The organism is Xanthomonas theicola (assembly GCF_014236795.1).
Taxonomy (GTDB): Bacteria; Pseudomonadota; Gammaproteobacteria; order Xanthomonadales; family Xanthomonadaceae; genus Xanthomonas_A; species Xanthomonas_A theicola.
Genome location: NZ_CP049017.1, coordinates 112,251 through 134,309 on the forward strand (window position 1 = coordinate 112,251; position 22,059 = coordinate 134,309).

The 22,059-nt window shown below is 68.3% G+C and carries 20 protein-coding genes and 6 pseudogenes; 15 read left to right on the forward strand and 11 right to left on the reverse strand.

Annotated features, from left to right (window positions below):
* Positions 1 to 244: 244 nt before the first annotated feature.
* Positions 245 to 961: an Hpt domain-containing response regulator gene (locus tag G4Q83_RS00540; RefSeq protein WP_386273542.1), complete on the forward strand. Its 717-nt coding sequence runs from the start codon at positions 245 to 247 to the stop codon at positions 959 to 961.
* A gap of 106 nt (positions 962 to 1,067) precedes the next feature.
* On the opposite strand, the gene G4Q83_RS24340 is transcribed toward G4Q83_RS00540, so the two are convergent.
* On the reverse strand, positions 1,068 to 1,208 hold the full coding sequence (locus tag G4Q83_RS24340) for a hypothetical protein (RefSeq protein ID WP_425509779.1): 141 nt from the start codon (positions 1,206 to 1,208) through the stop codon (positions 1,068 to 1,070).
* Positions 1,209 to 1,337: pseudogene (locus tag G4Q83_RS24345) on the reverse strand (hypothetical protein); the annotation flags it as partial. It abuts the gene before it with no gap.
* On the opposite strand from G4Q83_RS24345, the pseudogene G4Q83_RS24350 reads away from it, so the two are divergent.
* From G4Q83_RS24350 to G4Q83_RS00565, 5 genes and pseudogenes are all read left to right on the forward strand, one after another.
* Positions 1,317 to 2,327: pseudogene (locus tag G4Q83_RS24350) on the forward strand (IS30 family transposase). The pseudogenes G4Q83_RS24345 and G4Q83_RS24350 sit on opposite strands and share 21 nt — an antisense overlap.
* A 63-nt stretch (positions 2,328 to 2,390) precedes the next feature.
* Positions 2,391 to 2,918, forward strand: a complete 528-nt coding sequence (locus tag G4Q83_RS00555) for a CYTH domain-containing protein (RefSeq protein WP_128419509.1) — start codon at positions 2,391 to 2,393, stop codon at positions 2,916 to 2,918.
* A gap of 79 nt (positions 2,919 to 2,997) precedes the next feature.
* A pseudogene (locus G4Q83_RS22785) lies at positions 2,998 to 3,401 on the forward strand (DsbA family protein); the annotation flags it as partial.
* Positions 3,402 to 3,403: 2 nt separating this feature from the next.
* A complete protein-coding gene (locus G4Q83_RS00560; RefSeq protein WP_128419510.1) occupies positions 3,404 to 3,877 on the forward strand; it encodes a VOC family protein in 474 nt (157 codons plus the stop codon).
* 113 nt (positions 3,878 to 3,990) lie between these two features.
* Positions 3,991 to 4,128 (forward strand): hypothetical protein, encoded by a 138-nt coding sequence (locus G4Q83_RS00565; RefSeq protein WP_170069143.1) that lies wholly within the window; start codon positions 3,991 to 3,993, stop codon positions 4,126 to 4,128.
* Positions 4,129 to 4,153: 25 nt separating this feature from the next.
* Here the strand turns inward: G4Q83_RS00565 and G4Q83_RS00570 are convergent.
* The 3 genes and pseudogenes from G4Q83_RS00570 to G4Q83_RS23975 all read right to left on the reverse strand — a co-directional run bounded on the left by G4Q83_RS00570 (position 4,154) and on the right by G4Q83_RS23975 (position 6,187).
* A protein-coding gene (locus tag G4Q83_RS00570; protein ID WP_128419537.1) for an IS5 family transposase occupies positions 4,154 to 4,952 on the reverse strand; the annotation gives its coding sequence in 2 pieces (ribosomal slippage) (positions 4,154 to 4,682 and positions 4,681 to 4,952; 801 coding nt in all).
* A 54-nt stretch (positions 4,953 to 5,006) separates the two neighbouring features.
* Positions 5,007 to 5,776, reverse strand: a pseudogene (locus tag G4Q83_RS00575) (IS5 family transposase); the annotation flags it as partial.
* A gap of 24 nt (positions 5,777 to 5,800) precedes the next feature.
* Complete coding sequence (locus tag G4Q83_RS23975) at positions 5,801 to 6,187, reverse strand: hypothetical protein (protein ID WP_211288273.1); 387 nt, start codon at positions 6,185 to 6,187, stop codon at positions 5,801 to 5,803.
* 423 nt (positions 6,188 to 6,610) lie between these two features.
* Here G4Q83_RS23975 and chvE point away from each other — a divergent pair, with 423 nt between their 5' ends.
* The 3 genes from chvE to mmsB are packed head-to-tail and all read left to right on the forward strand — an operon-like array spanning position 6,611 to position 10,501.
* On the forward strand, positions 6,611 to 7,738 hold the full coding sequence (chvE, locus tag G4Q83_RS00585; protein ID WP_281401986.1) for a multiple monosaccharide ABC transporter substrate-binding protein: 1,128 nt from the start codon (positions 6,611 to 6,613) through the stop codon (positions 7,736 to 7,738).
* A 17-nt stretch (positions 7,739 to 7,755) separates the two neighbouring features.
* Positions 7,756 to 9,312: a multiple monosaccharide ABC transporter ATP-binding protein gene (gene mmsA / locus G4Q83_RS00590; protein ID WP_128419512.1), complete on the forward strand. Its 1,557-nt coding sequence runs from the start codon at positions 7,756 to 7,758 to the stop codon at positions 9,310 to 9,312.
* Entirely contained in the window at positions 9,296 to 10,501 is a 1,206-nt protein-coding gene (mmsB, locus tag G4Q83_RS00595; protein ID WP_221893107.1) for a multiple monosaccharide ABC transporter permease, read from the forward strand. Before mmsA ends, mmsB begins: the two co-directional genes overlap by 17 nt.
* 13 nt (positions 10,502 to 10,514) lie before the next feature.
* Here the strand turns inward: mmsB and G4Q83_RS00600 are convergent, their stop codons facing one another.
* Positions 10,515 to 11,087, reverse strand: coding sequence for an FCD domain-containing protein (locus tag G4Q83_RS00600; RefSeq protein ID WP_211288274.1), 573 nt, complete (start codon positions 11,085 to 11,087; stop codon positions 10,515 to 10,517).
* A gap of 149 nt (positions 11,088 to 11,236) precedes the next feature.
* Positions 11,237 to 11,386 (reverse strand): annotated as a pseudogene (locus G4Q83_RS00605) (transposase); the annotation flags it as partial.
* 126 nt (positions 11,387 to 11,512) lie between these two features.
* On the opposite strand from G4Q83_RS00605, the pseudogene G4Q83_RS00610 reads away from it, so the two are divergent.
* The 6 genes and pseudogenes from G4Q83_RS00610 to G4Q83_RS00635 form a co-directional block, all read left to right on the forward strand.
* Positions 11,513 to 11,949: pseudogene (locus G4Q83_RS00610) on the forward strand (DsbA family oxidoreductase); the annotation flags it as partial.
* 135 nt (positions 11,950 to 12,084) lie between these two features.
* Positions 12,085 to 13,092 (forward strand): beta-N-acetylhexosaminidase, encoded by a 1,008-nt coding sequence (gene nagZ, locus G4Q83_RS00615; protein ID WP_128419539.1) that lies wholly within the window; start codon positions 12,085 to 12,087, stop codon positions 13,090 to 13,092.
* The gene (locus tag G4Q83_RS00620) at positions 13,092 to 13,646 is read left to right on the forward strand and encodes a hypoxanthine-guanine phosphoribosyltransferase (protein WP_128419514.1); all 555 of its coding nucleotides are present in this window, start codon (positions 13,092 to 13,094) and stop codon (positions 13,644 to 13,646) included. The genes nagZ and G4Q83_RS00620 overlap by 1 nt, the downstream gene beginning before the upstream one ends.
* Positions 13,647 to 13,713: 67 nt before the next feature.
* Positions 13,714 to 14,460, forward strand: coding sequence for an S-methyl-5'-thioinosine phosphorylase (locus G4Q83_RS00625; protein WP_170069144.1), 747 nt, complete (start codon positions 13,714 to 13,716; stop codon positions 14,458 to 14,460).
* Between the two features lie 140 nt (positions 14,461 to 14,600).
* Positions 14,601 to 14,756: a cold-shock protein gene (locus tag G4Q83_RS00630; RefSeq protein ID WP_246432355.1), complete on the forward strand. Its 156-nt coding sequence runs from the start codon at positions 14,601 to 14,603 to the stop codon at positions 14,754 to 14,756.
* Positions 14,757 to 14,853: 97 nt separating this feature from the next.
* Entirely contained in the window at positions 14,854 to 16,110 is a 1,257-nt protein-coding gene (locus tag G4Q83_RS00635) for an FAD-dependent oxidoreductase (protein ID WP_170069145.1), read from the forward strand.
* A gap of 120 nt (positions 16,111 to 16,230) precedes the next feature.
* Here G4Q83_RS00635 and pdeM read toward each other — a convergent pair whose 3' ends face one another.
* Genes pdeM through G4Q83_RS00655 form a run of 4 tightly spaced genes read right to left on the reverse strand, consistent with a single transcriptional unit; the run spans position 16,231 to position 22,004 of the window.
* Complete coding sequence (gene pdeM, locus G4Q83_RS00640) at positions 16,231 to 16,881, reverse strand: ligase-associated DNA damage response endonuclease PdeM (protein WP_128419516.1); 651 nt, start codon at positions 16,879 to 16,881, stop codon at positions 16,231 to 16,233.
* Positions 16,871 to 19,414: a ligase-associated DNA damage response DEXH box helicase gene (locus tag G4Q83_RS00645; RefSeq protein ID WP_128419517.1), complete on the reverse strand. Its 2,544-nt coding sequence runs from the start codon at positions 19,412 to 19,414 to the stop codon at positions 16,871 to 16,873. Before G4Q83_RS00645 ends, pdeM begins: the two co-directional genes overlap by 11 nt.
* Positions 19,411 to 21,003: an ATP-dependent DNA ligase gene (locus tag G4Q83_RS00650; protein ID WP_128419518.1), complete on the reverse strand. Its 1,593-nt coding sequence runs from the start codon at positions 21,001 to 21,003 to the stop codon at positions 19,411 to 19,413. Before G4Q83_RS00650 ends, G4Q83_RS00645 begins: the two co-directional genes overlap by 4 nt.
* Positions 21,000 to 22,004, reverse strand: a complete 1,005-nt coding sequence (locus tag G4Q83_RS00655; protein WP_128419519.1) for a ligase-associated DNA damage response exonuclease — start codon at positions 22,002 to 22,004, stop codon at positions 21,000 to 21,002. The genes G4Q83_RS00650 and G4Q83_RS00655 overlap by 4 nt, the downstream gene beginning before the upstream one ends.
* Positions 22,005 to 22,059: the final 55 nt, after the last annotated feature.

The window sequence follows — 22,059 nt, forward strand, 5'->3', positions numbered from 1 at the left end:
CAGATGCGCCAGGGGGCCTGCCGACGCGCCCAGGCGCGGCCCGCAACCGCAGCGGCGCGGCGCCGCGGCAACTGACCGCCCGTCCAGGCCGCACGGCGACCGTGGCGGTGAGCCCGGCAACCACGCTGCCGGTCGGGGCGACGCCGCTGGCGGCACGGACCCGCTTGCAGTCGGGGCGACGGCGGCGCAAAGTGGTACGACGCATCATCGCAGCCGCTAAGATGCACCCAGGCCGCATGGAGGCATCAGGATGGCATCGACCCAGGACCCTGTGACGCGACTCTTGCTGGTCGAGGACGACCCGATCAGTCGCGCGTTCTTCCACGTCACGCTGGAATCCCTGCCCGCGCAGGTCGATCTGGCCGACACCGTTTCCGCCGCACTGGCCAGCGCGCAGGCGCGGGAACACGACCTGTGGCTGATCGACGTCAACTTGCCCGACGGCAGCGGCGCCGAGCTACTGCAACGGCTGCGGCGGCAGCGCCCGGGCACCCTGGCGCTGGCGCATACCGCCGAGGCCGACGGCCCGGTTCGCGACCAGCTGCTGGGTGCCGGCTTCGCCGAAGTGCTGCTGAAACCGCTGAGCCCCGAGCACTTGCTGCAGGCGGTGCGCCGGCTGCTGGCGCGTGGCCGCGTCGGCGCGGCGCCCGGCGCAGCGGGGGCGGCGGTGGACTGGGACGAGACCGCCGCGCTGATCGCCCTCAACGGCGAGCGTTCGCACCTGATCGCGTTGCGCGAACTGTTCCTGGCCGAGTTGCCGGGCACCCGCGACGCGGTCGCCTCGGCACTGCAGCTCAGCGACGAGCAGGCCGTGCGCAACCACCTGCACCGGCTGCAGGCCAGCTGCGGCTTCGTCGGCGCGGCGCGACTGGCGCGCGCGGTGCGCCAATTGCAGAGCAACCCGGCCTCGTCGCAGGCCCGCCACCAGTTCAGCGAGGCGGTGGCGGCGTTGCTGCATTGAGGCCGAGACTCCAGGATGCTGTCCGAGTGCAAATCGCTGTCAAGCGATTTAATGCCGTCATTCGAAGAAAAATGGCTCTCTCGCGATCGGTGTGGAACGGAGCTGATCATGCCGCCGTCGGGCGCAACCATGGATTGCGGGGCAAATGCCTGAGCTTGGCGCACATCAGATAGCCGATCGTGATCAGGTTGTCGTCAGTGGCGTCGCCTTTCGCCCGTGCCTTGGCGGCCTGGATCTGCGCGTTCATCGCCTCGACGCCGCCGTTGCCCAGTCCACTGCGGAAGTGTTCGATGATCCCGTCCCTGCTTAGACTCAAGTTCCCAGTGCAACACCTCACAGAGCGCAGGAGGTTGCGCTGGGCAAACAGTCCAGTCATCTGCGTGTTGAGGAACGCGCGGTGCTGCAGGTGGAGCGCGATCGAGGAACGCGCTTGCGCAAGATCGGTCGCCGGTGGGGATGCCGTGCATCGACGCTGGGCCGCCAGGTCGGTGGTCTGCAAGGGCCGGTGTCCTGTGCGCACGCGGCGGCGGCGGCCTATCGCTCGCGCCGCTCGCGCTGCGTGCGCCCTCGCCGGCCCCTGGAAGGTTCGTCGTTGTTCCCGTGCGTCGATGAGCGCCTGGTGTACGAGCGCTGGTCGCCACAGCAGATCGCGGCCGCACGGCGGGACAGGCATCCGGACGCTTCCAGCCAGCGGGTCAGCCACGAGAGGATCGCTGCGGCGATCGACACGCAGCGGGGGGTGGTCTGAACAAGGCGCTGATCCATGCATGGAGAGGTGGCCAGCCCACACCAGGTGGCAGGCGCACGACAGCGGCGGTGCGCTCGTGGGCGCCGGAGGAACTGCGCATCGTGCATGGCCCGGACCCGGTGAAGCAGCGCCTGGCGCCGGGGCATGGGGAGGGCGCCCTGATCGAAGGCGCGTTCAACCGTTCATGCGTGGGCGCACTGGTGGAACGCAAGACCCGCTTGGTGGTGCTGTGCAGGATGGACGGTGGCACGGCGCAGGCGGCGGTCGAGGGGTTTCCCCGGCAGATGAAGCAGCGGCCGGCCTTCCTGGGTGAGAGCCCGACCGACGACCGCGGAACGGACCTGCTACGAGGAACGGATGCAGCGGTTGAACAGCCAGGTCCGGTTCGCCGATCCGCATGCGCCGTGGCAGCGCGGCAGCAACGAGAACACCAACGGCTTGCTGCGCCAGTTCCTGCCCTACGGGGTGGACCTGTCGCAGGCCCGTCAGGAGTACCTCGATCGCGTGGCCAAGCGAACGAACGCACGGCCACGCCAGCCATTGGCCTGGGCGACCCTGGCGGCGGCCTTGGAGAAGGACATCCTGGCATTCAAATCACGTGTTGCACTTGATTCTTGAGACCGCCAGGCCTGCGCGCTGGCTTATGCTTTGACCAATCCCGAATCTCCAATCCCCAATCCCATGCCTGTAGAAATCGAACGCAAATTCTTGGTCGTCGGCGACGGCTGGCGCGCTGCGGTGCATCGGACGATCCCGATGGCGCAGGGCTACATCAACGATCAGGCGGCGGTGGACCGCGGCGCGCAGAAGGTTTCGGTGCGGGTCCGCATCCAGGAGCAGGAAGCGTTCCTCAACCTCAAGTCGCGCGAGCTCGGCCATACTCGCCAGGAGTTCGAATATCCGCTGCCGCTGGACGACGCGCGCGGGCTGCTGGCGCTGTGCGTGGGCGGCTTGATCGACAAGCGCCGGCACCTGGTGCAACACCAGGGCCATCTGTGGGAAGTGGACGAGTTCCTCGGCGACAACGCCGGGCTGGTGGTCGCCGAGATCGAGTTGGACAGCGCCGACCAGGCCTTCGCCAGGCCCGATTGGATCGGCGCCGAAGTCACCGACGACGCACGCTACTACAACCTGGCGCTAGCCTCGCGTCCGTTCTGTGACTGGCCGGAAGGCTGGGATGACCAGCCATTGGGCTGTGGCAAGCTGTGATGCGGGATTGGGAATTCGTAAAAGCGGGTCGAGCGCGACGATCGAGCTTACTGCTTTTGCCAATCCCGAATCCCCGCCCATGCGCATCGACATCTGGTCCGAGGTGGTCTGCCCCTGGTGCCGGATCGGCAAGCGCCGGCTGCAGCAGGGCATCGCGGCGCGCGGCGCGCACGCGCCGACGCTGGACATCCCTGGCATCCCTGCCGGCTCGATCCCGACGCCGGCACCGCGCTGCTGCCGCTGCCGCTGCGCGAGGCTATGCGGCCAAGTTCGGCGGCGCGGCGCGCACCGAGCAGATCCTGGCGCAGACCCAGGCCACCGCGCGCGCCGAGGGCCTGCCATTCGATTTCGATCGCGGCCAGGTGCGGGTGAGCACGCTGCCGGCGCGCGTTGCTGTGGCTGGCCGCGCGCGAGGGCGATGCCGGGGCGGTGGCCGAGGCGCATTTCGCCGTGGGGCGCAATTTGGCCGAAACGGAGGCTGTTGAATGTTCGCTTATGCCATGCTGGGCACCAACGATCTGACGCACGCCCTGCGGTTCTACGATCCGCTCATGGAGTTGCTCGGCCAGCCGCGCTGCTGGACAGGGGAAGCCGGGGCGTCGTGGGGATCGCTGGACGATTATGCCGTGCCGGGCCTGTGCGTCGGGCAGCCCTTCGACAAGGCGGCGGCGACGGTCGGCAATGGCGGGATGCTCGCCTTCCGCGCGCCACGCGTCGCGCTGGTCCGCGCGCTCTACGAGACCGCGCTGGCGCATGGGGGCACCAGCGAGGGCGAGCCGGGCCTGCGCCCGCAATATGCGCCGGGCTTCTACGCAGCCTATGTCCGCGACCCCGACGGCAACAAGCTTGCCTTCGTCTGCTACGAGGCCGACGAGGCGGTCGACGATCGGGCCTGCCAGGGCGCGCCGCCGCCGCAGGCGGCGGCCCGGGAGTGCGGTCCCGACGGCTGCGCGGTATAGCGCCTGACAGGTCCCGGCCGCAGTGCAGCGCCGCTGCGGCCCGCCGTCGGTACCCGCATCTGCGACAATGCCGCCCAGGCGTGTCGACTCGCGCTGGCAGGGGGAATCCCCGCATGCTCGCGATCGGCATCGCCGGTACCGAACTCACCGCACAGGAACGAGACTGGCTGCAGCACGACGCGGTCGCCGGCGTGGTGCTTCGTGGTCTTCATCATCCTCATGCTCGGCAATGCTGCTTCCATACTCAATAGTTCATAATATGCTCTAAGAACCTATTCACGATCTTTTGAGTAGTAGTGCCAGGAAAGCCGGATGGATGAACTGCAAGCTGGTGTTGCGTTTGCGCTCGCAGTTCTTCCACAGCCTTCGGTTCTTCTCCCGCCACGCAAAACTGCGTTCGACGATCCAGCGCTTGGGCATGATCTTGAAGGTGTGCAGTTTACTGCGCTTGGCGATCTGTACCGTGACCTGCTCGCCCAGAACCTCTCGCATGCCTTCGGCGAACGGTTCTCCGGTGTAGCCGCTGTCGCCCAGCAGGCTTTGTACTTGCCCCAAGTTCGACTTGCAGCGACCCAGGGCTTGCAATGCACCTTTGCGGTCGGTCACCTCCGCCGTTGTCACCGCGATGGCATGCGGCAAGCCTTGGGTATCGACTGCGATGCGGCGCTTGATTCCCGACACCTTTTTGCCGGCGTCATACCCCTTCTGGCCGGCCGTGTCCGCGTTCTTCACGCGCTGCGCGTCCACGATCAAGAACGTGCTGTCGGCGCTCGGCTCCTGTGTCTCGCGGGCCACGCCAACCTGATTTTTTGAGCGTCCGCTCCAGCAGGCTCACTCCTTCATCGTCCAGTTCGCTCCACTTGGCAAAGTACGAGTGCAACGTTCGCCACTTCGGGAAGTCGCTGGGCAGGGCGCGCCACTGGCAGCCCGTTCGCAAAAGGTACAGTGCTGCGCACCACATTCCGTACAGATCCACGCTGCGGGGCTTGGTGCGCTTGCGCGCCTGCTCCAGGACCGGGAGGATCTGTTCGAACCGGTCACGGCTCATGTCGCTTGGATACGTTTTCTTGTGCATCCACATAGTCTGCACTGCTCTGGAAAGATCGTGAACAGGTTCTTGGGGCGGCGAACAGAACTCTGGAAGAAGCCGTAGGCAGATGATGGAGCAAGCGAGTGACAGCGACGCCAGATGGGGATCGATCCGGCGTTCGAAGCGGATGCGCAGCTTGCCCATGCCTGCGAACCGCATGGGTGCGCTCGACGCCCAGCGATGACGGCCCAACCGGTCATTGCGCTCGATCCCTTTGCGAGCAATGCGCGCCATGATGCCGCGTTGCTTGAGATGGTCGCGGCAGCGGTCGATGTCATCGGCCTTGTCGGCGTGGAGCTTGCCTGGCCAGCGTCGTGGACGCCCCGGCTCGCCGGTGATCGGCGGCAGCGCATCGACCAACTCTCGAACACGACCACATCGTGCCGATTGGCTCCGGTGACGCACCCTGCCAAGGGCACGTCGTTGCGATCGACGATCAGATGCCGCTTGCTGCCGAGTTTGCCGCGATCGGTCGGGTTTGGCCCGGTGTAGGAGCCCCCGGTGGGAGGCCACGCTGGCTGCATCCAGGTTGGCTCGGCTCAGGTCCAGTTTTCCGGCCCGGCGCAGTTCGGCCAGCAAGACCCGATGCAGACGGTGCCATACACCGCGCCAATCACGCCGCCGCCAGCAGGTCATGCCGCTGCCGTACCCAGTTCCAGAGGCAGTTCCTCCCATGGGATACCGGTGCGCAAGACATAGACGGTGCCGTTGAGGGCCTGTTGATAGCTGATGCGTGGCCGCCCTCCTTTGGGCGAGGGCTTCACTTGCGGAATCAGCGGCTCGATGCGCTTCCACAGCGCGATGGGGATCTTGCCATGTCTGCAATGTTGCCATCATCGATATGATGGCCAAGATGGCTTTGTTGGCCGCTCTAAGCAGTGTCGTCGCCAGGTAACGGGATGCGATCGAACAACGGCTACCAACGCCATGACTGGCGCCTGTTGTTGCAATCCTTTGGCCACCACGACCTTTAGGATCGATATTGGGCACTGCTCGAACCCATCTGCCAGGCCACGCCGGGCAATGGGGGCGTCGTCGTCGATGGGATCGCCTTGCAGCACTTCGACCGGCCACAGGTAGGCGAGGTTGTGGTCGAGGCTGGCCGTGGGCCGCTGCCCGGTTTCCTGGGTCGGATGTGCCGGGAGCTTCAGCGCACTGCCGCCTGCTTTGCGAATGCCGCCGCGTACGCGTTCGGCCAGGACGAGGTGGGGCGGTTGCATGGCGACGGATCGCTGCCCGTCTGGGCGATGCCATGATCGGCTTGCCTGAGCGCGGCTCTTCCAGCGAAAGCCCGAAGTTTAGCTGCCGCTTCAGGTACAGTGCGCTCATGTCGATGTTTGGGGGGGTGTGGAACCAGGCGCGCGAGTGAAGCGCAGGGGCGGCATGTTTCACGGCGAGCGGGATTTTTGGAAGGAGACGGGGCAACCGTTGACGCGCGATGTTTGCGTGGATAGTCTATTACTCAAGCTATATAGAATAGATGATACGCGCGCCGGTAAAGAAATTTTCGGAAGTAATTGTTGTCTGGACGAAGCCTTCGGAACGACCTGCCTGCAGCACGTTCATGAGTCGCCATTCAGATGACTGCCTACCTGTCCAGGGATGGACATAACGTCCAGCACTCAACTGAAAGGTATTTCACAGTGAACGCACGCAACCTGTATCTCGGCCTCGCCACCATCGGGTTCGCCTTCTCGCTGGCTGCCTGCTCCGGCGGACGCGGCAATGGCGACACGGCCGCCGCATCCACCGACAACAAGGGCGCGCTGGTCGGCGTCGCCATGCCCACCAAGGTGTCCGAACGCTGGATCAAGGACGGCAATGCCGTCAAGGAAGAACTGGAAAAACTCGGTTACAAGGTCGACCTCGAGTACGCCGACAACAAGATCCCGCAGCAGGTGCTGCAGGTCAGCAACATGATCACCAAGGGCGCGAAGGTGCTGGTCATCGCCTCGATCGATGGTGGCTCGCTCAGCGACCAGCTCGACGCGGCGGCAAAGGCCGGCATCAAGGTCATTTCCTACGATCGCTTGCTCACCGGCAACAAAAACGTCGATTACTACGTGTCGTTCGACAATTACAAGGTGGGTGTCGACCAGGCCAACAGCCTGCTCACCGGCCTGGGTCTCCTCGGCGAGGACGGCAAGAAGACCGACAAGAAGGGGCCGCTCAACGTCGAGATATTCGCCGGTAGCCCGGACGACAACAACGCCACCTTCTTCTATAACGGCGCGATGGACACGCTCAAGCCCTACATCGCCGACGGCACCCTCGTCGTCAAGAGCGGCCAGACCGGCTTCACCCAGGCGGCCACGCTGCAGTGGGACCCGGCAACGGCAAAGGCCCGCATGCAGAACCTGGTCGCCAAGTCCTATTCCGCCGGCGCCAACCTCGACGGCGTGCTGTCGCCGTACGACGGCATGTCGATCGGCATCATCTCCGCCCTGCAGGGTGCAGGCTACGGCACTGCCGCGAAGCCGCTGCCGGTCATCACAGGCCAGGATGCCGAGGCCGCGTCGGTCAAGTCGATCATCGCCGGCCAGCAATACTCCACGATCTACAAGGACACGCGCAAGCTCGCCGACCAGGCGGCCGTGATGGCCAACGACCTGCTGAGCGGCAAGAAGCCGCAAACCAATGACGACAAGACCTACAACAACAAGGTCGTGGTCGTCCCGACCTACCTGTTCCAGCCGACGGTCGTCACCAAGGCCAACTACAAGCAGGTGCTCGTCGACAGTGGTTACTACACGCCGGCGCAGCTGCAGTAAGCCGCGCCGGAGGACACGTGACCAGCCACATTCTCGAGATGCAGGGCATCACGAAGACGTTTCCCGGCGTGAAGGCGTTGCAGAACGTTTCGCTCGCTGTCGAAAGCGGTCATATCCATGCCATCTGCGGCGAGAACGGCGCCGGCAAGTCGACGCTCATGAAAGTCCTCAGCGGGGTCTACCCCGCCGGGACGTTCGACGGACAGATCGTCTTCGAAGGCAAGCCGGTCGACTTCAAGAGCATCAACGATTCCGAAGCCGCCGGCATCGTCATCATCCATCAGGAACTGGCGCTCAGTCCCTACCTGTCCATTGCCGAGAACATCTTCCTCGGCAATGAGCAGCAGAACCATGGGTGGATCGACTGGAACAAGACCAACCTGGAAGCGGCCAAGCTGCTTGCCCGGGTGGGCCTGAACAACAATCCGATCACCAAGATCACCGATCTGGGCGTGGGTCAGCAGCAACTCGTGGAGATCGCCAAGGCGTTGTCCAAGCGGGTGAAGCTGCTCATCCTCGACGAGCCCACGGCGGCCCTCAACGATGCCGACTCGGCTCACTTGCTCGGCTTGATCAAGCAGTTGCAGGAACAGGGCATCACCTCGATCATCATCAGCCACAAGCTCAACGAGATCGAGGCGATCGCGGACGAAGTCACGATCATCCGCGATGGGCGGGTCATCGAGACCCTCGACATGCACGTGGGCCAGGTGACCGAGGAACGGATCATCAAGGGCATGGTCGGGCGCGAGTTGGAAAGCCGCTACCCGGAGCACACGCCGACGATCGGCGAGGAATTGCTGCGCATCGAGCACTGGAACGTGTTCCATCCGATCGACGTGGGCCGCCAGATCATCACCGACGCCAGCATCAGCGTGCGTGCCGGCGAGATCGTCGGCATTGCCGGACTGATGGGCGCAGGGCGTACCGAACTGGCGATGAGCGTGTTCGGCAAGAGTTACGGCGTGAAGATCACCGGCAAGGTGTTCAAGCGCGGCGTCGAGATCGACATGAGCAGCGTACCCAAGGCGATCCGCAACGGCGTCGCCTACGCGACCGAGGACCGCAAGCGCTACGGGCTGAATCTCATCGACGACATCACCCGCAATACCTCCGGCTCGGCCCTGGGCAAGCTGGCGGACATGTTCGGCTTCGTCGACGGCTACAAGGAAGCCAACGTGGCGGGCAGCTACCTCAAGAGCCTCAACATCAAGGCGCCAGGTGTCGATGCGATCACCGGCAAGCTCTCGGGCGGCAACCAGCAGAAGGTCGTGCTTTCCAAGTGGATGTATGCCGACCCGGACGTGCTGATCCTCGACGAGCCGACCCGAGGCATCGACGTGGGCGCCAAGTACGAGATCTACGCGATCATCGATCGGCTTGCCGACGAGGGCAAGGGCATCATCATGATCTCGTCGGAACTGCCCGAGCTGCTCGGCGTCTGCGACCGTATCTATACCCTCGCCCAGGGACGCATCACGGCGGATGTCCCACGATCCGAGGCGACAGCCGAGATCCTTATGCAGCACATGACAAGAGAACCGGAGAAGGTCGCCAGTGACAACGTCCAATGAATCGACGCCGTCGGCCAGCCCGGCCAGGATGGCGCTGCGTTACCTGACCGGGCAGCTGCGTCAGGTCGGCCTGTTCAGCGCCCTGATCGTGATCGTGCTGTTCTTCCAGTTCGCCACCGGCGGCATCACGCTGCGCCCGATCAACGTCTCCAACCTGGTCATCCAGAACAGCTACATCCTGATCCTGGCGATCGGCATGGTCATGGTGATCATCGCCGGGCACATCGACCTGTCGGTCGGCTCGCTCGTGGCGTTCGTGGGCGCGATGGCCGGCGTCATGATCACGCAGTGGCAGATTCCCTGGCCGCTCGCCGTCGTGCTGTGCCTGGTCATCGGCGGACTGGTCGGCGCATGGCAGGGCTTCTGGATCGCCTACTTCAGGATTCCTGCGTTCATCGTCACGCTGGCAGGCATGTTGCTGTTCCGCGGCGCCGCGCAGATCGCATTGCAGAACCAGCAGATTTCGCCTTTCCCGGAAGCGTTCCGGCGGATGGGATCGGGGTTCCTGCCGGCATTCGGCACCAGCGGCTACGAGCCCCTGACGCTCGTCCTCGGCGCGGTGGCCGCCATCGTGCTGCTGTCTGGTTCGCTCCGCCAGCGAGCGGTGCGGCACAGGTACGGGCTCGAATCCGAGCCGCTGTGGTACTTCATCCTCAAGCTGGCGTTCTCGGTGTTCCTGATCGGTTGCATGGCGTTCCTGCTTGCCAGCTACAACGGCACGCCGATCGTCCTGGTGATCCTCGGGGTGCTGATCATCGCGTATGCGGCGATCATGGCGCGTTCGGTGTTCGGTCGGCACGTCTACGCGATCGGCGGCAACCTCAGCGCGGCGGCGCTCTCGGGCGTGAAGACCAAGCGGATCACGTTCCTGCTGTTCGTGAACATGGGCGTCATCTCCGCCCTTGCAGGGCTGGTGTTCACCGCCCAGCTGAACTTGGCGAGCCCCAGCGCGGGCACGGGTTTCGAACTCGATGCGATCGCCGCGGTGTTCATCGGTGGTGCCGCGGTGACGGGCGGCATCGGCACCGTGACCGGCGCGATCATCGGCGGCCTCATCATCGGGCTGCTCAACAACGGCATGTCGATCCTGGGCGTGGGCACCGAATACCAGGCGCTGATCAAGGGACTGGTCCTGCTCGCCGCCGTGGCCTTCGACGTCTACAACAAACGTCGCACCGGGGGCCGCTGAGCCGGGCCCGGGATCACCGGCAGAGTCGATGCGGCCTACGGCTGCATCGACTGCGGCGTATCCTCCAGCGCCAGTTCCACCAGCATTCGCATCGCATCGCATTGCTGGCAGCGGCAGGGGCGCGTGGTGATGGTCGGAAAGGGATTGCGGGGCCAGGGCACGCTGGCGATGGTTGAACTGCGTCGTCCAGCTGACCGCGGCACAGATACTCGCATTTCAACAGGATGAGCGTATCGTTGCCGGTGGCGTGCAGGATCGGGCTGTGGAAGTGGCGCTCCGCGGTGCGGCCGGCTTCCGTGGCGAAGGTATGGCGCGTCATGCCGGCGATGGCGTCGCACAGGCTCTTGAGGCGGGTCTTGTCGCGCCGCTCGGCTGCCAGCGCCGCGGCGGCGGGCTCGGCGATGGCCCGCCGCTCGAACAGGACGCCAATGAAGGCCGTGTCGTTGGGCTGTCCGGCGAATGCCCAGCCCAGTGTCTCGGGATCGAGCAGGTTCCAGCGGCTCCTCGGCAGCACGCGCGAGCCGGCCTTCGGCCGGCTCTCGATCAGGCCCTTGGACGCATGCGACGGGATATCGAGCAAAAGCATGCATGCATGCATGGATGCAGCGGCATCGAATTGGCGGAGTGCCTTCCGGTTTGTGAATGTCTTGTGGTTCAACGGTTTGGGCAAATTTCGATTGACCCCCCCTTCCACAGGAAACGGTCGAGTCGAAACCGCAAAAAGCCGTTTTTCCTTATGCCGGTGCGCAGGACCTGGACGATGCCGTCGAGGGCCTGCTGATCGCCGATGCGCGGTCGCCCGCCCTTGGGCGAAGGCTTCACTTGCGCAATTGGCGGTTCGATGCGCTTCCACAGCGCGGCAGGGATCTCTTTGCGACGCGCCATGCGTGCAATGTTGCCATCACAGATAAAGTACTCAAGTAGGTTTTGTTAGCCGCTCTTAATGCTTTTACCAATCCGGAGACGTTTCACCGGGGGAGTAAGCTAATCCCCCATCCCGAATCCCCGCCCATGCGCATCGACATCTGGTCCGACGTGGTCTGCCCCTGGTGCCGGATCGGCAAGCGCCGGCTGCAGCAGGGCATCGCGGCGCGCGGCGCGCACCGAGCAGATCCTGGCGCAGACCCAGGCCACCGCGCGCGCCGAGGGCCTGCCATTCGATTTCGATCGCGGCCAGGTGCGGGGGAGCACGCTGCCGGCGCACGTTGCTGTGGCTGGCCGCGGCCCGTGTGCAGGCGCTGCTGGACGGCGACGAGGGCCTGGCCGAGATCCAGGCGCAGCTGCAGCAGGCGCAGGCGATGGGCATCCGCGCGGTGCCGACCTACGTCATCGACGGCCGCCACGCGATCCAGGGTGCGCAGCCGCCCGAGGTGTTCGCCGCGACCTTGCGCGGCCTGCTGCCGCCGGCGCCGGACGCGGCCCCGACGGCTGCGCCGTCTAGCGGCTGTCGCAGCGCGGCAACCTGGCCGACACACACCGCGGCTTGGCCACCGCATGCCGTCGCGGCCACCTGCCGCCGACGCCGGCATCTGCGACAATGCCGCCCAGGCGCGCTGAACAGCGCTGGCAGGAGAATCCCCCGCATGCTCGCGATCGGCGTCGCCGGTACCGAACTCACCGCACAGGAACGCGACTGGCTGCAGCACGATGCCGTCGCCGGCGTGGTCCTGTTCAAGCGCAATTTCGCCTCCAGGGCGCAGCTGGTGGAACTGACCGCGGCGATCCGCGCCGCCGCGCCGCGGCCGCAGCTGATCTGCGTGGACCAGGAAGGCGGCCGCGTGCAGCGCTTCCGCGAGGGCTACAGCGCGCTGCCGCCGCTGCACGGCTTCGGCGCGCTGTACGCGCGCGACCGCGATGCGGCGCTGGCGCTGGCCGAGCAGCATGCTTGGCTGATGGCCAGCGAGGTGCGCGCCAGCGGCGTGGACCTGAGCTTCGCCCCGGTGGTGGACCTGGCGCGTGGCAACCGCGCGATCGGCGACCGCGCCTTCAGCGACGATCCGCAGGTGGTGGCCGCGTTCACCGCCGCCTACGTGCGCGGCATGCACAGCGTCGGCATGGCCGCCACGCTCAAGCACTTCCCCGGCCATGGCACGGTGCTGGAAGATACCCATGTCGACAACGCCGAGGATCCGCGCCCGCTGCAGGAATTGCGCGAGCAGGACCTGCTGCCGTTCGCCGCCGGCATCGCCGCCGGCGCCGATGCGGTGATGATGGCGCACGTGGTCTATCCGCAGGTGGCGCCGGAGCCGGCCGGTTACTCGTCGCGCTGGATCCAGCAGATCCTGCGCCAGGAGCTCGGCTTTCGCGGCGTGGTGTTCTCCGACGACATCGGCATGGCCGCCTCGTTCGCCGCCGGCGGCGTCGCCGCGCGCGTGTCCGCGCACCTGGATGCCGGCTGCGACGTGGTCCTGGTGTGCCATCCCGAACTGGTCGAGGCATCGTTGCAGGCGGTGCGCGACCGCCCGCTCAATACCGCCGCGCTGCTCGGCCTGATCGGCCGCGGCGCCCTCGGCTGGGACGGCCTGCTCGCCGACGCCCGCTACGGCCACATTCAATCCCATCTGCTCGCAACCTTCGGGAAAACCGCCTGATGTCCACTCTCACCATCGCCCAGGCCCTGGCCCAGGCCGACCTGCTGGTCGATCGTCCGCACCTCGACCAGGCCATCGCGCGCATGGCCGACGCCATCGCCGCCGACTACCGCGGCGAGATCCCGGTCTACCTGACCATCATGCACGGCGCGTTGCCGTTCGCCGGGCAACTGGCGCTGGAACTGGGCGCGCGCGGCCAGGACCTGCAACTGGATTACCTGCACGCCACCCGCTACCGCGGCGAGACCGTCGGCGGCGAACTGGCGTGGAAGCACCGCCCGGCCACCGCGCTGTACGCGCGCCGCGTGCTGCTGCTCGACGACATCCTCGACGAAGGCCTGACCCTGCTGGCGGTACGCCAATGGTGCCTGGAGCAGGGCGCTACCGACGTGCGCATCGCCGTGCTGGCGGTCAAGCGCCACGACCGCTGCGTGGATGGGGTCAGCGCCGACTATGCCGGCGTGAAGGTGCCCGACCGCTACGTGTTCGGGTTCGGCATGGACGTCAACGAAAGCCTGCGCAACCTGCCGGCGATCTATGCGCTGAAGGACTGAGGCGCCAGCCCGTTCCTGCCCCGGCGCTGAGCGCCGGCGTCGCTTCTTTTCCTGATCGAGGATCCGCATGGACAACATCGCACTGGCCGTGATCGGCGGCACCGGCGTCTACACGCTCGCGCAACTGGACGACGTGGACAGCCGTCAGGTCGATACCCGCTACGGCAGCCCGTCCGGCCCGGTGCGCGTCGGCACGCTGCTCGGCCAGCGCGTCGCGTTCCTGGCCCGGCACGGCGAGGGCCATTCGCTGCCGCCGCACAAGATCAATTACCGCGCAAACCTTGTGGCGCTGCAGCAAATCGGTGCCGCCCGGGTGCTCGCGCTCAATACCGTCGGCGGCATCGGCGAGCGCTTCGGGCCGCGCGTGCTGGCCTGCCCGGACCAGTTGATCGACTACACCTGGGGCCGTGTGTCCACGCTCAGCGAGGAGCCGGGCAGCGAGGTGTTGCACGTGGACTTCGGCCACCCGTATTCGCCGATGCTGCGCAGCAAGGTGCTGGCCGCTGCGCGCGTGACCGGCGTCAGCCTGGTCGACGGCGGCTGCTACGGCGCCACCCAGGGGCCGCGCCTGGAAACGATTGCGGAGATCGCCCGGTTGCGCCGCGACGGCTGCGACCTGGTCGGCATGACCGGCATGCCGGAAGCAGGGCTGGCGCGCGAACTGGGCCTGGACTACGTGTGCCTGGCGATCGTGGCCAACTGGGCCGCCGGCTGCGGCGATGCCCAGGAGATCACCCTGGCCGAGGTGCTGGCCAACGTGGAGGCGGCCGCGGCGGGGTTGCCGGAGCTGATCGGCGAACTGGCGCGCGGGTGATTGTCTTCACTGTGCAAGCTTTGCATACTCCGCCGCTGCGGGATGCCGCACAACCACCACCCATTCATTGCGAAAGGTCTTGCATCACCATGCCGAACGGTACCGTCAAGTAGTTCAACGACGCCAAGGGATTTGGCTTTATTTCACCGGAAGACGGCAGCGCCGGTGTATTCGCGCACTTCTCCGCGATCAATTCCAAGGGCTTCGGCAGCCTGCAGGAAGGACAGCGTGTCAGCTATGACGTGACCCAGGGTCCGAAGGGCGCGCAGGCCTCCAGTATTACACCTGTCGAGTAAGAAGCTGCGCTCGGCTGTGCTTTTTTGAACCCCGCTTCGGCGGGCTTTTTTATGGAAGGCGATGCCGCTGCGGCAGCGCCCGCAACCAGTGGATGCGATGAAGCAACGGATGCAGATCGGCATCGTCGGCTACGGCACGGCGGGCCAGGCCCTGGCGCTGCTGCTGGCGCGCGACGGCCATCGGGTACAGGTGTTCGAACGCGCGCCGCAGCCGGGTCCGGTCGGCGCCGGTTTCCTGCTGCAACCAACGGGGTTGCAGGTACTGTGGCGGATCGGCCTGCTCGATCAGGCGCTGGCGCACGGCGTGCCGGTGCGGCGCCTGTACGGCGAGACGCCGTGCGGCCGCGCGGTGATGGACATGCGCTACCGCGACCTGGATGCGCGCCTGTTCGGGCTGGGCATGCAGCGCGGCGCGTTGTTCTCGCTGCTGGCGCAGGCGTGGGACGGCTATGCCGAACTGCGGCGCGACACGCGCATCGTCGCCATTGACGACGGCCTGCGCCGGGTGCAGGACCAGCACGGGCGCTGGCATGGCCCGTTCGACCTGGTGATCGCCAGCGACGGTTCGGCCTCGGCGCTGCGCGCGCAGGTGCAGGGCACGCGCCTGGACCGGGTCTATCCGTGGGGCGCGCTGTGGTGCCTGCTGCCGCGCGGCGACTGGGCCTTCGCCGACGAACTGCGCCAGCGCTACGTGGCCGCGCGCAAGATGATCGGCCTGCTGCCGGTCGGCACCCGCCCGGGCGATCCCGAGCCGCGCATGAGTTTCTTCTGGAGCCTGCCGACTGCCGATTTCGATGCCTGGCAGGCGCGCGGCATGGACGCGTGGCTGGACGAGGTCGCGCAGCTGTGGCCGCAGGCGCGCGAGCGCCTGGCGCAGGTGTGCGCACCGGCGCAGCTGGCGCGGGCCAGCTATCGCGATGCGGTGCAGCAGCGCTGGTGCCGCGGCCGCCTGGTGCTGGCCGGCGACGCGGCGCATTCGATGAGCCCGCAGCTGGGGCAGGGCGTCAACATGGCGCTGATGGATGCCTGGGCGTTGAGCGAAGCCTTGCGCGAGGCGCCGGACCTGGACGCGGCGCTGGCGCGCTACCAGGCTCAGCGCCGTGCGCACGTGGCGGTCTACCAGTTCTGGAGCCGCTGGCTGACCCCGCTGTTCCAGTCCGAACGCGACCTGGTGGCGCGGGTGCGCGACATCGGCCTGCTGCCGGCCGGACGCATGCCCGGCGGTCGCGGGCACATGCTGCGCGTGCTCAGCGGCACCCAGCACGGCTGGTTCGGCAAGTTGCCGCTTGCGCCCGGATTCCTGCAGGCGCTGGCGGATGCTGCGGCTGCGCCGGTGCAGGAACAACTGCATTAAGCACAGGACGCCGCGGCGCCGGCGCTTCCTTGTGGGAGGGGCTTCAGCCCCGACGCGTTACCGATGACGCGTCGGGGCTGAAGCCCCTCCCGGGCGATCGGTGTATCCAGAAGCGGCGCGTTATTTCATTGCCGCCGGCAACGCCAGCGTCGCGCCCTCGACGCAGGCGACCAGGCGTTCGCCCGCATTCAGGACCGGCGCCACGCCGGCGGTGAAGTGCGAAAACGCCGGCAGCACCGTCATCCCGTCGCGCAGCCAGAACGCCGGCCAGCGCTGGCGCATGCCGGGCAGCTTCGCCAGCGGATGCAGGTGTCCGCACAGCACGTGCAGGTGCGCGTGCGGCGCCGGATCGTGGCGCAGCGCGAACGGGGCGTCTTCCACCTGCTCGCCGAGCAAGGCGATGTCCAATCCGGCAGTGGCCAGCGTGCGGTCATGATTGCCGGCGATCGCGGCCACGCGCAGTTGCGGATGCGCTTCGCGCCAGGCGCGCCAGTCGCGCTGCCAGGCGGCCGCAGGTGCGGCGCCGTGCAGCACGTCGCCGAGGATCCACAGTTCCCGTGCCGCCTGCGCCTGCAGCAGCGCGGCGAGGCGTTGCAGGTCCAGCGCGGTGCCGCCGCTGGGCAGGCCGATGCCGGCGCGGCGGAACACGTCGGCCTTGCCCAGGTGCAGGTCGGCGATCAGCAGCCGCCGGCGCGCCGGCCAGTACAGCGCGCGCGCGCCGAGCAGCGCCATCGGCTCGCCGGCCAGGGTCCAGGCCAGCTCAGCGCGCATGGCGCTGTTCCAGCTGCGCGGCGGCGCGCATCACCCGCGCCTTCCAGTCCTCGGTGCTGAGCTGGCCGCGCAGGCTCTCGGCCCACAGCGGGAACGACAGCGGGGTGAGGCTGCGCGGCGCGTGCAGGGCCAGGTCGCGCCCGGCGCAGTCGTGCAGCGTGGCGGCGAGCCGGGTCAGTTCCATTTCGCCCTGCAGCACTTCGCGCTCGGCCTGCGCCAGCAGCAGGTGCCCGGGATCGAAGCGGCTCAGCACGTCGTACAGCAGGCCGCTGGAGGCTTGCAGCTGGCGCAGGCTGCGCGGCGTGCCGCCGGGCAGGCTCGGCGGCAGCAGGCCGGACACGCGCGCGATCTCGCGGAACTGACGCCGCGCCAGTTCGCCCAGGTTGAGGCTTTCGCGCAGGTCCTCGAACAGCCGCTCGGGGCTGAGCAGTTCGCGCAGCAGGGTTTCGTCGGCGACCACGTCCTGCGCCGGCGACAGCACCAGGCCGTAGTCGTTGGCGGCGAAGCTGAAGGTATTGCGCTGGCGCCGGCCCCAGCGCAGCGCCAGCAGCGCGGCCAGGCCTTCGTGCACCTGGCGCCCGGCGAACGGGTATACGAACACGTGGCGGCCATCGCGGGCGCGCACGCTTTCCACCAGCAGCCGCTGCGGCGACGGCAGCGCCGACAGGGTGCGCTGCAGGCCGAGCAGCGGCGCCAGCGCGCGCAGTTCCTCCTCGCCGCGCGGCTCGGCGAACACCGCTTCCACTTCACGGGCCAGGGCCGAGGACAAGGGCATGCGCCCGCCCATCCATTTCGGCACGCTGCCGTCGCCGCCCTTGGCCAGGCGCACGTAGGCGGTCATGTCTTCCAGCCGCACCAGCTCCAGTAGGCGACCGGCGAACTGGAAGCGGTCGCCGCGGCGCAGGCGACCGACGAACTGCTCTTCCACCGCACCGAGCCGGCCGCCGCGCAGGAAGCGCACCGCGACGCTGCCGTCGCTGGTGATGGTGCCGATCGACAGCCGGTGGCGCAGCGCGATGCGGCGGTCGTGCACGCGGTACGTGCCGTCGTCGTCGAGCACCACCTTGCGATAGTCCGGGTATTGCACCAGCGCGCGCCCACCCTGCACGACGAAGTCCAGCACCGCGGCCCAGGTCGGCGCGTCGAGCGCGGCGAACGCCGCGGTGCCGCGCACCTCGGCGAGCAGCGCATCGGCACGGAAGCCGCCGCCCAGCGCGCAACTCACGCAGTGCTGCGCCAGCACGTCCAGCGACAGCCGCGGAGATGGGCGCGATTCGATGTGGCCATGGGCGATGGCGCGGCGCGCGGCGGCGTACTCGACCAGTTCCAGCGCGTGCGAGGGCACGCACAGCACATGGCCGGCCTCGCCGGGACGGTGCCTGGCGCGGCCGGCGCGCTGCAGCAGCCGCGCCACGCCCTTGGGGCTGCCGATCTGCAGCACTTGGTCGACCGCGGGAAAATCCACGCCCAGGTCCAGGCTCGAGGTCGCCACCACGCAGCGCAGGCTGCCGTCGCGCAGGCCTTGCTCGGCGGCGCGGCGCAGCGCCGGATCCAGCGAGCCGTGGTGCAGGGCCAGGCTCCGCGCGTCCTCCGGCCACACCGAGTCCAGCGCCTGGTGCCACAGTTCGGCCTGCGCGCGGGTATTGGTGAACAGCAGGCTGGTGCGCACCGCGAACAGTTTTTCCAGCACCCGCGGCAACTGCGCCAGGCCGAGGTGCCCGGCCCACGGGAAACGCTCGCCGCTGGCGGGGGCCAGTGTCTCCAGGGTCAGCGTGCGCGGCCTGACCCCGGCCACGATCGGCGCATCGGCCACCTGCGGCAGCAGCACGTCGCGCGCCTCGTCCAGGTTGCCGAGCGTGGCCGACAGCCCCCACGTGCGCAGCGCCGGCGCCCAGGCGCGCAGCCGCGCCAGGCACAACTGCAGCAGCACGCCGCGCTTGTTGCCGAGCAGTTCGTGCCATTCGTCGACGATCACGCAGCGCAGCGCGGCCAACTGCGGCGCGGTGTCCGGATAGGACAGCAGCAGCGCCAGCGATTCGGGCGTGGTCACCAGCACGTCGAGCCTGCCGCTGCGCGCCAGGCGCTTGTCGCGCGCGCTGGCGTCGCCGGTGCGCAGGCCGATCTGCCAGTCCAGATCCAGCGCCTGCGCCGGTTCGCGCAGCGCGCGCAGGGTGTCGGCGGCGAGCGCGCGCAGCGGGGTGATCCACAGCACCTTGAGTGCGCGCTGCGCCTGTCGGCGCGAGCGTGGCGCGGGCATGGCCGTGCTCGCGCCGGGCGCGGCCTTGCCGCGGCGTTGCGCCTTGCGCGCGGCCGCCTGCAGCGCGGCCTGTTCGCGCAGGCCTTCCAGCAGCGGGCCGCCGAACGCGGCCAGGGTCTTGCCACTGCCGGTGGGTGTGTGCAGCAGCCCGGAGCCACCGTCCAGGTAGCGCCGCCACAGCGCGCGCTGGAACGGCAGCGGCTGCCAGCCCTGCGCGGTGAACCACGCGTACAGCGTCGCATCGGCCGGGCGCCTGCGCGCCTGCGGCGCGGTCATCGCGCCAGCGCCTGCAACATGTCCAGCCGGTCGGCCTCGGCGAACGGCTTGTCGTGGCGCCAGCGCAGGATGCGCGGGAAGCGCACCGCGATGCCGGACTTGTGCCGGCTGCTCTTGTTCACCGCCTCGAAGCCGAGTTCGAACACATGGTATGGCGTCACCGCGCGCACCGGGCCGAAGCGTTCGGTGGTGTGCGCACGGATCCAGCGGTCCAGCGCCAGGATCTCGCCGTCGTCCAGGCCCGAATACGCCTTGGCCACCGGCACCAGTTGCGCGCCGTCCCACAGGCCGAAGGTGTAGTCGGTGTACAGCGTGCTGCGGCGGCCGTGGCCGGCCTGCGCGTACAGCAGCACCGCGTCGATGGTCAGCGGTTCGATCTTCCACTTCCACCAGTCGCCACGGCGGCGCCCGGACTGGTATGGCGAGGTGACGCGCTTGAGCATCAGCCCTTCCACGCCACGCGCGCGCGCGTCCTCGCGCAGCGCCGCGGCGGCTTCCCAGTTCGCGGCCTGCACCTGCGGCGACAGCACCAGGCGCGGATCGGCATGCGCCTCCAGCAAGCGCTGCAACCGCGCGCGGCGCTGCGCCAGCGGCTGTTCGCGCAGGTCTGCGCCGTCCAGTTCCAGCAGGTCGTAGGCGAGCATGCGCGCCGGCGTGTCGGCGAGCGTCTTGGCACCGGGCTTGCGCCGCTGGATGCGGGTCTGCAGTGCGGTGAACGGCAGCGGCGCGGCAGCGCCGTCGCGCCAGCCCAGCAGTTCGCCGTCGATCACCGCATCGCGCGGCAGCGCGGCCGCGGCCGCCTCGATCTCCGGGAAGCGGCCGTCCAGGCGTTCCTCGCCGCGCGACCACAGCGCCACTTCGCCGGCGCGGCGGATCAGTTGCAGGCGGATGCCGTCCCATTTCCATTCCAGCTGCCAATCGCCGATCGCGCCCAGCGTGGCGGCTTCGTTCTCCAGCGGCGAGGCCAGGAAGAACGGGTAGGGCTGCTGGCGGTCGCTGGCCAGGATCTCCTGCGACAGCAGGTCGTGCAGTGCGGCCGGGGTCGGCGACCACGCGCCGAGCATGCGCTGGGCGATGCGCGCGATGTCGATGCCCGACATCGCCGCCAGCGCCTGTTGCACCAGCCGCTGTGACACGCCCACGCGCAGCGCGCCGGTCAGCAGCTTGTTGAACAGCAGGCGCTCGTCGAAGGCCAGGCTGCGCCAGCCGGCCAGCACCGCCGCGTGGCGCGCGGCCTCGTCCTGCGCGGCGACCGGCAGCAGGCGGTCCTCGATCCAGTCGCGCAGCGGCGCCGGGTCGGAGGCCGCGGCCGGGTCGTCGAGCAACAGGGTCAGGGTCTCGGCGAGGTCGCCGACGTGGTCGTAGCTGTCGTCCACCAGCCAGCCGGGCAGGCCGCTTTCCTGCGCGATCCACTCGCGCAGTTCGCGGGTGTTGGCGATGCGCCGCAGCTTGCCGCCGCACAGCAGCCAGATCGCCCAGGCTGCGTCGGCCGGCGACGCCTGCTCGAAATACGCGACCAGCGCGGCGCGCTTGTCCAGCGTCGCGGTGCTCTGGTCCAGCTGCCGGTACAGCGCGGCGAAGCGCTTCATTCCTCGGCACCGTAGTCGGTGCGGAACGCTTCGGCGGCCACGCCGCGTTCGTTCAGCGCGTGGATGATCGCGTCGGTGTTGCCGTGGGTGGCGATGACCCGCTGCGCGCCAGTCTCGGCGATGGTGCGCAGCAGGTCCGGCCAGTCGGCATGGTCGGAGACCACGAAGCCGCGGTCGTAGTTGCGCCGGCGGCGGTTGCCGCGCAGCCGCATCCAGCCCGAGGCGAAGCCGAGTTGCGCGTGGCGGAAGCGGCGCAGCCACGGACTGCCGGCGGCCGACGGCGGCGCCAGTACCAGTTGCCCGGCGTAGTCGGCGCGCTTGTCCAGTTCCGCCACCGGCCGCGTCTCCAGCATCGCTACCCCGGCCTCGCGGTACACCGCCACCCCGGCGGCGACCGCGCCATGCAGCAACGCCGGCTGGTCGTCCCAAGGCTGCAATTCGGCCAGCACCCGCTGCGCCTTGCCCAGCGCATAGCAGAACAGCACCGCGGCTTCGCCGCGCGCGGCGCATTCGTGGCGCCAGGCGACGATCTCGCGCGCCACCGCGGCGGTGTCCGGCCAACGGTACACCGGCAGGCCGAAGGTGGCCTCGCTGATGAAGGTATCGCAGCGCACCACTTCGAACGCGGCGCAGGTCGGGTCGGGCTGGCGCTTGTAGTCGCCCGAGGCCACCCACACTTCGCCGTCCACGGCGATGCGCACCTGCGCCGAGCCGAGCACGTGCCCGGCCGGATGCAGCGACACCTGCGCGGCGCCGAGCGCGAAGCGTTCGCCGTAGTCGTAGGCGCGATACGCCTGTTCGCCAAGCCGCCAGCGCAGGATCGGCAGGCTCGCCGCGGCGCAGTGGTATTCGCCCATGCCGACGCGGGCGTGGTCGCCGTGGCCATGGGTGATGACCGCGCGCGGCACCGGGCGCCAGGGATCGATATGGAAGTCGCCGGCCGGGCAGTACAGCCCTTCGGGGCGCAGCACGACCAAGTCCTGGGAAGCGGGTGTCGGCATGGCCGCCACTGTGTCCAAGGCGGTGTGCAGGAGATGAGAATCCGCCGGGACGCAC

What these genes read in the sequence shown, in the direction of transcription:
- G4Q83_RS24340 (WP_425509779.1), bottom strand. Translation starts at nt 1,208, where the DNA reads ATGAACGCGCAGATCCAGGCCGCCAAGGCACGGGCGAAAGGCGACGCC.
- G4Q83_RS00555 (WP_128419509.1), top strand. Translation starts at nt 2,391, where the DNA reads ATGCCTGTAGAAATCGAACGCAAATTCTTGGTCGTCGGCGACGGCTGG.
- G4Q83_RS00560 (WP_128419510.1), top strand. Translation starts at nt 3,404, where the DNA reads ATGTTCGCTTATGCCATGCTGGGCACCAACGATCTGACGCACGCCCTG.
- G4Q83_RS00565 (WP_170069143.1), top strand. Translation starts at nt 3,991, where the DNA reads ATGCTCGCGATCGGCATCGCCGGTACCGAACTCACCGCACAGGAACGA.
- G4Q83_RS23975 (WP_211288273.1), bottom strand. Translation starts at nt 6,187, where the DNA reads ATGCAACCGCCCCACCTCGTCCTGGCCGAACGCGTACGCGGCGGCATT.
- G4Q83_RS00600 (WP_211288274.1), bottom strand. Translation starts at nt 11,087, where the DNA reads ATGCTTTTGCTCGATATCCCGTCGCATGCGTCCAAGGGCCTGATCGAG.
- nagZ (WP_128419539.1), top strand. Translation starts at nt 12,085, where the DNA reads ATGCTCGCGATCGGCGTCGCCGGTACCGAACTCACCGCACAGGAACGC.
- G4Q83_RS00620 (WP_128419514.1), top strand. Translation starts at nt 13,092, where the DNA reads ATGTCCACTCTCACCATCGCCCAGGCCCTGGCCCAGGCCGACCTGCTG.
- G4Q83_RS00625 (WP_170069144.1), top strand. Translation starts at nt 13,714, where the DNA reads ATGGACAACATCGCACTGGCCGTGATCGGCGGCACCGGCGTCTACACG.
- G4Q83_RS00635 (WP_170069145.1), top strand. Translation starts at nt 14,854, where the DNA reads ATGAAGCAACGGATGCAGATCGGCATCGTCGGCTACGGCACGGCGGGC.
- pdeM (WP_128419516.1), bottom strand. Translation starts at nt 16,881, where the DNA reads ATGCGCGCTGAGCTGGCCTGGACCCTGGCCGGCGAGCCGATGGCGCTG.
- G4Q83_RS00645 (WP_128419517.1), bottom strand. Translation starts at nt 19,414, where the DNA reads ATGACCGCGCCGCAGGCGCGCAGGCGCCCGGCCGATGCGACGCTGTAC.
- G4Q83_RS00650 (WP_128419518.1), bottom strand. Translation starts at nt 21,003, where the DNA reads ATGAAGCGCTTCGCCGCGCTGTACCGGCAGCTGGACCAGAGCACCGCG.
- G4Q83_RS00655 (WP_128419519.1), bottom strand. Translation starts at nt 22,004, where the DNA reads ATGCCGACACCCGCTTCCCAGGACTTGGTCGTGCTGCGCCCCGAAGGG.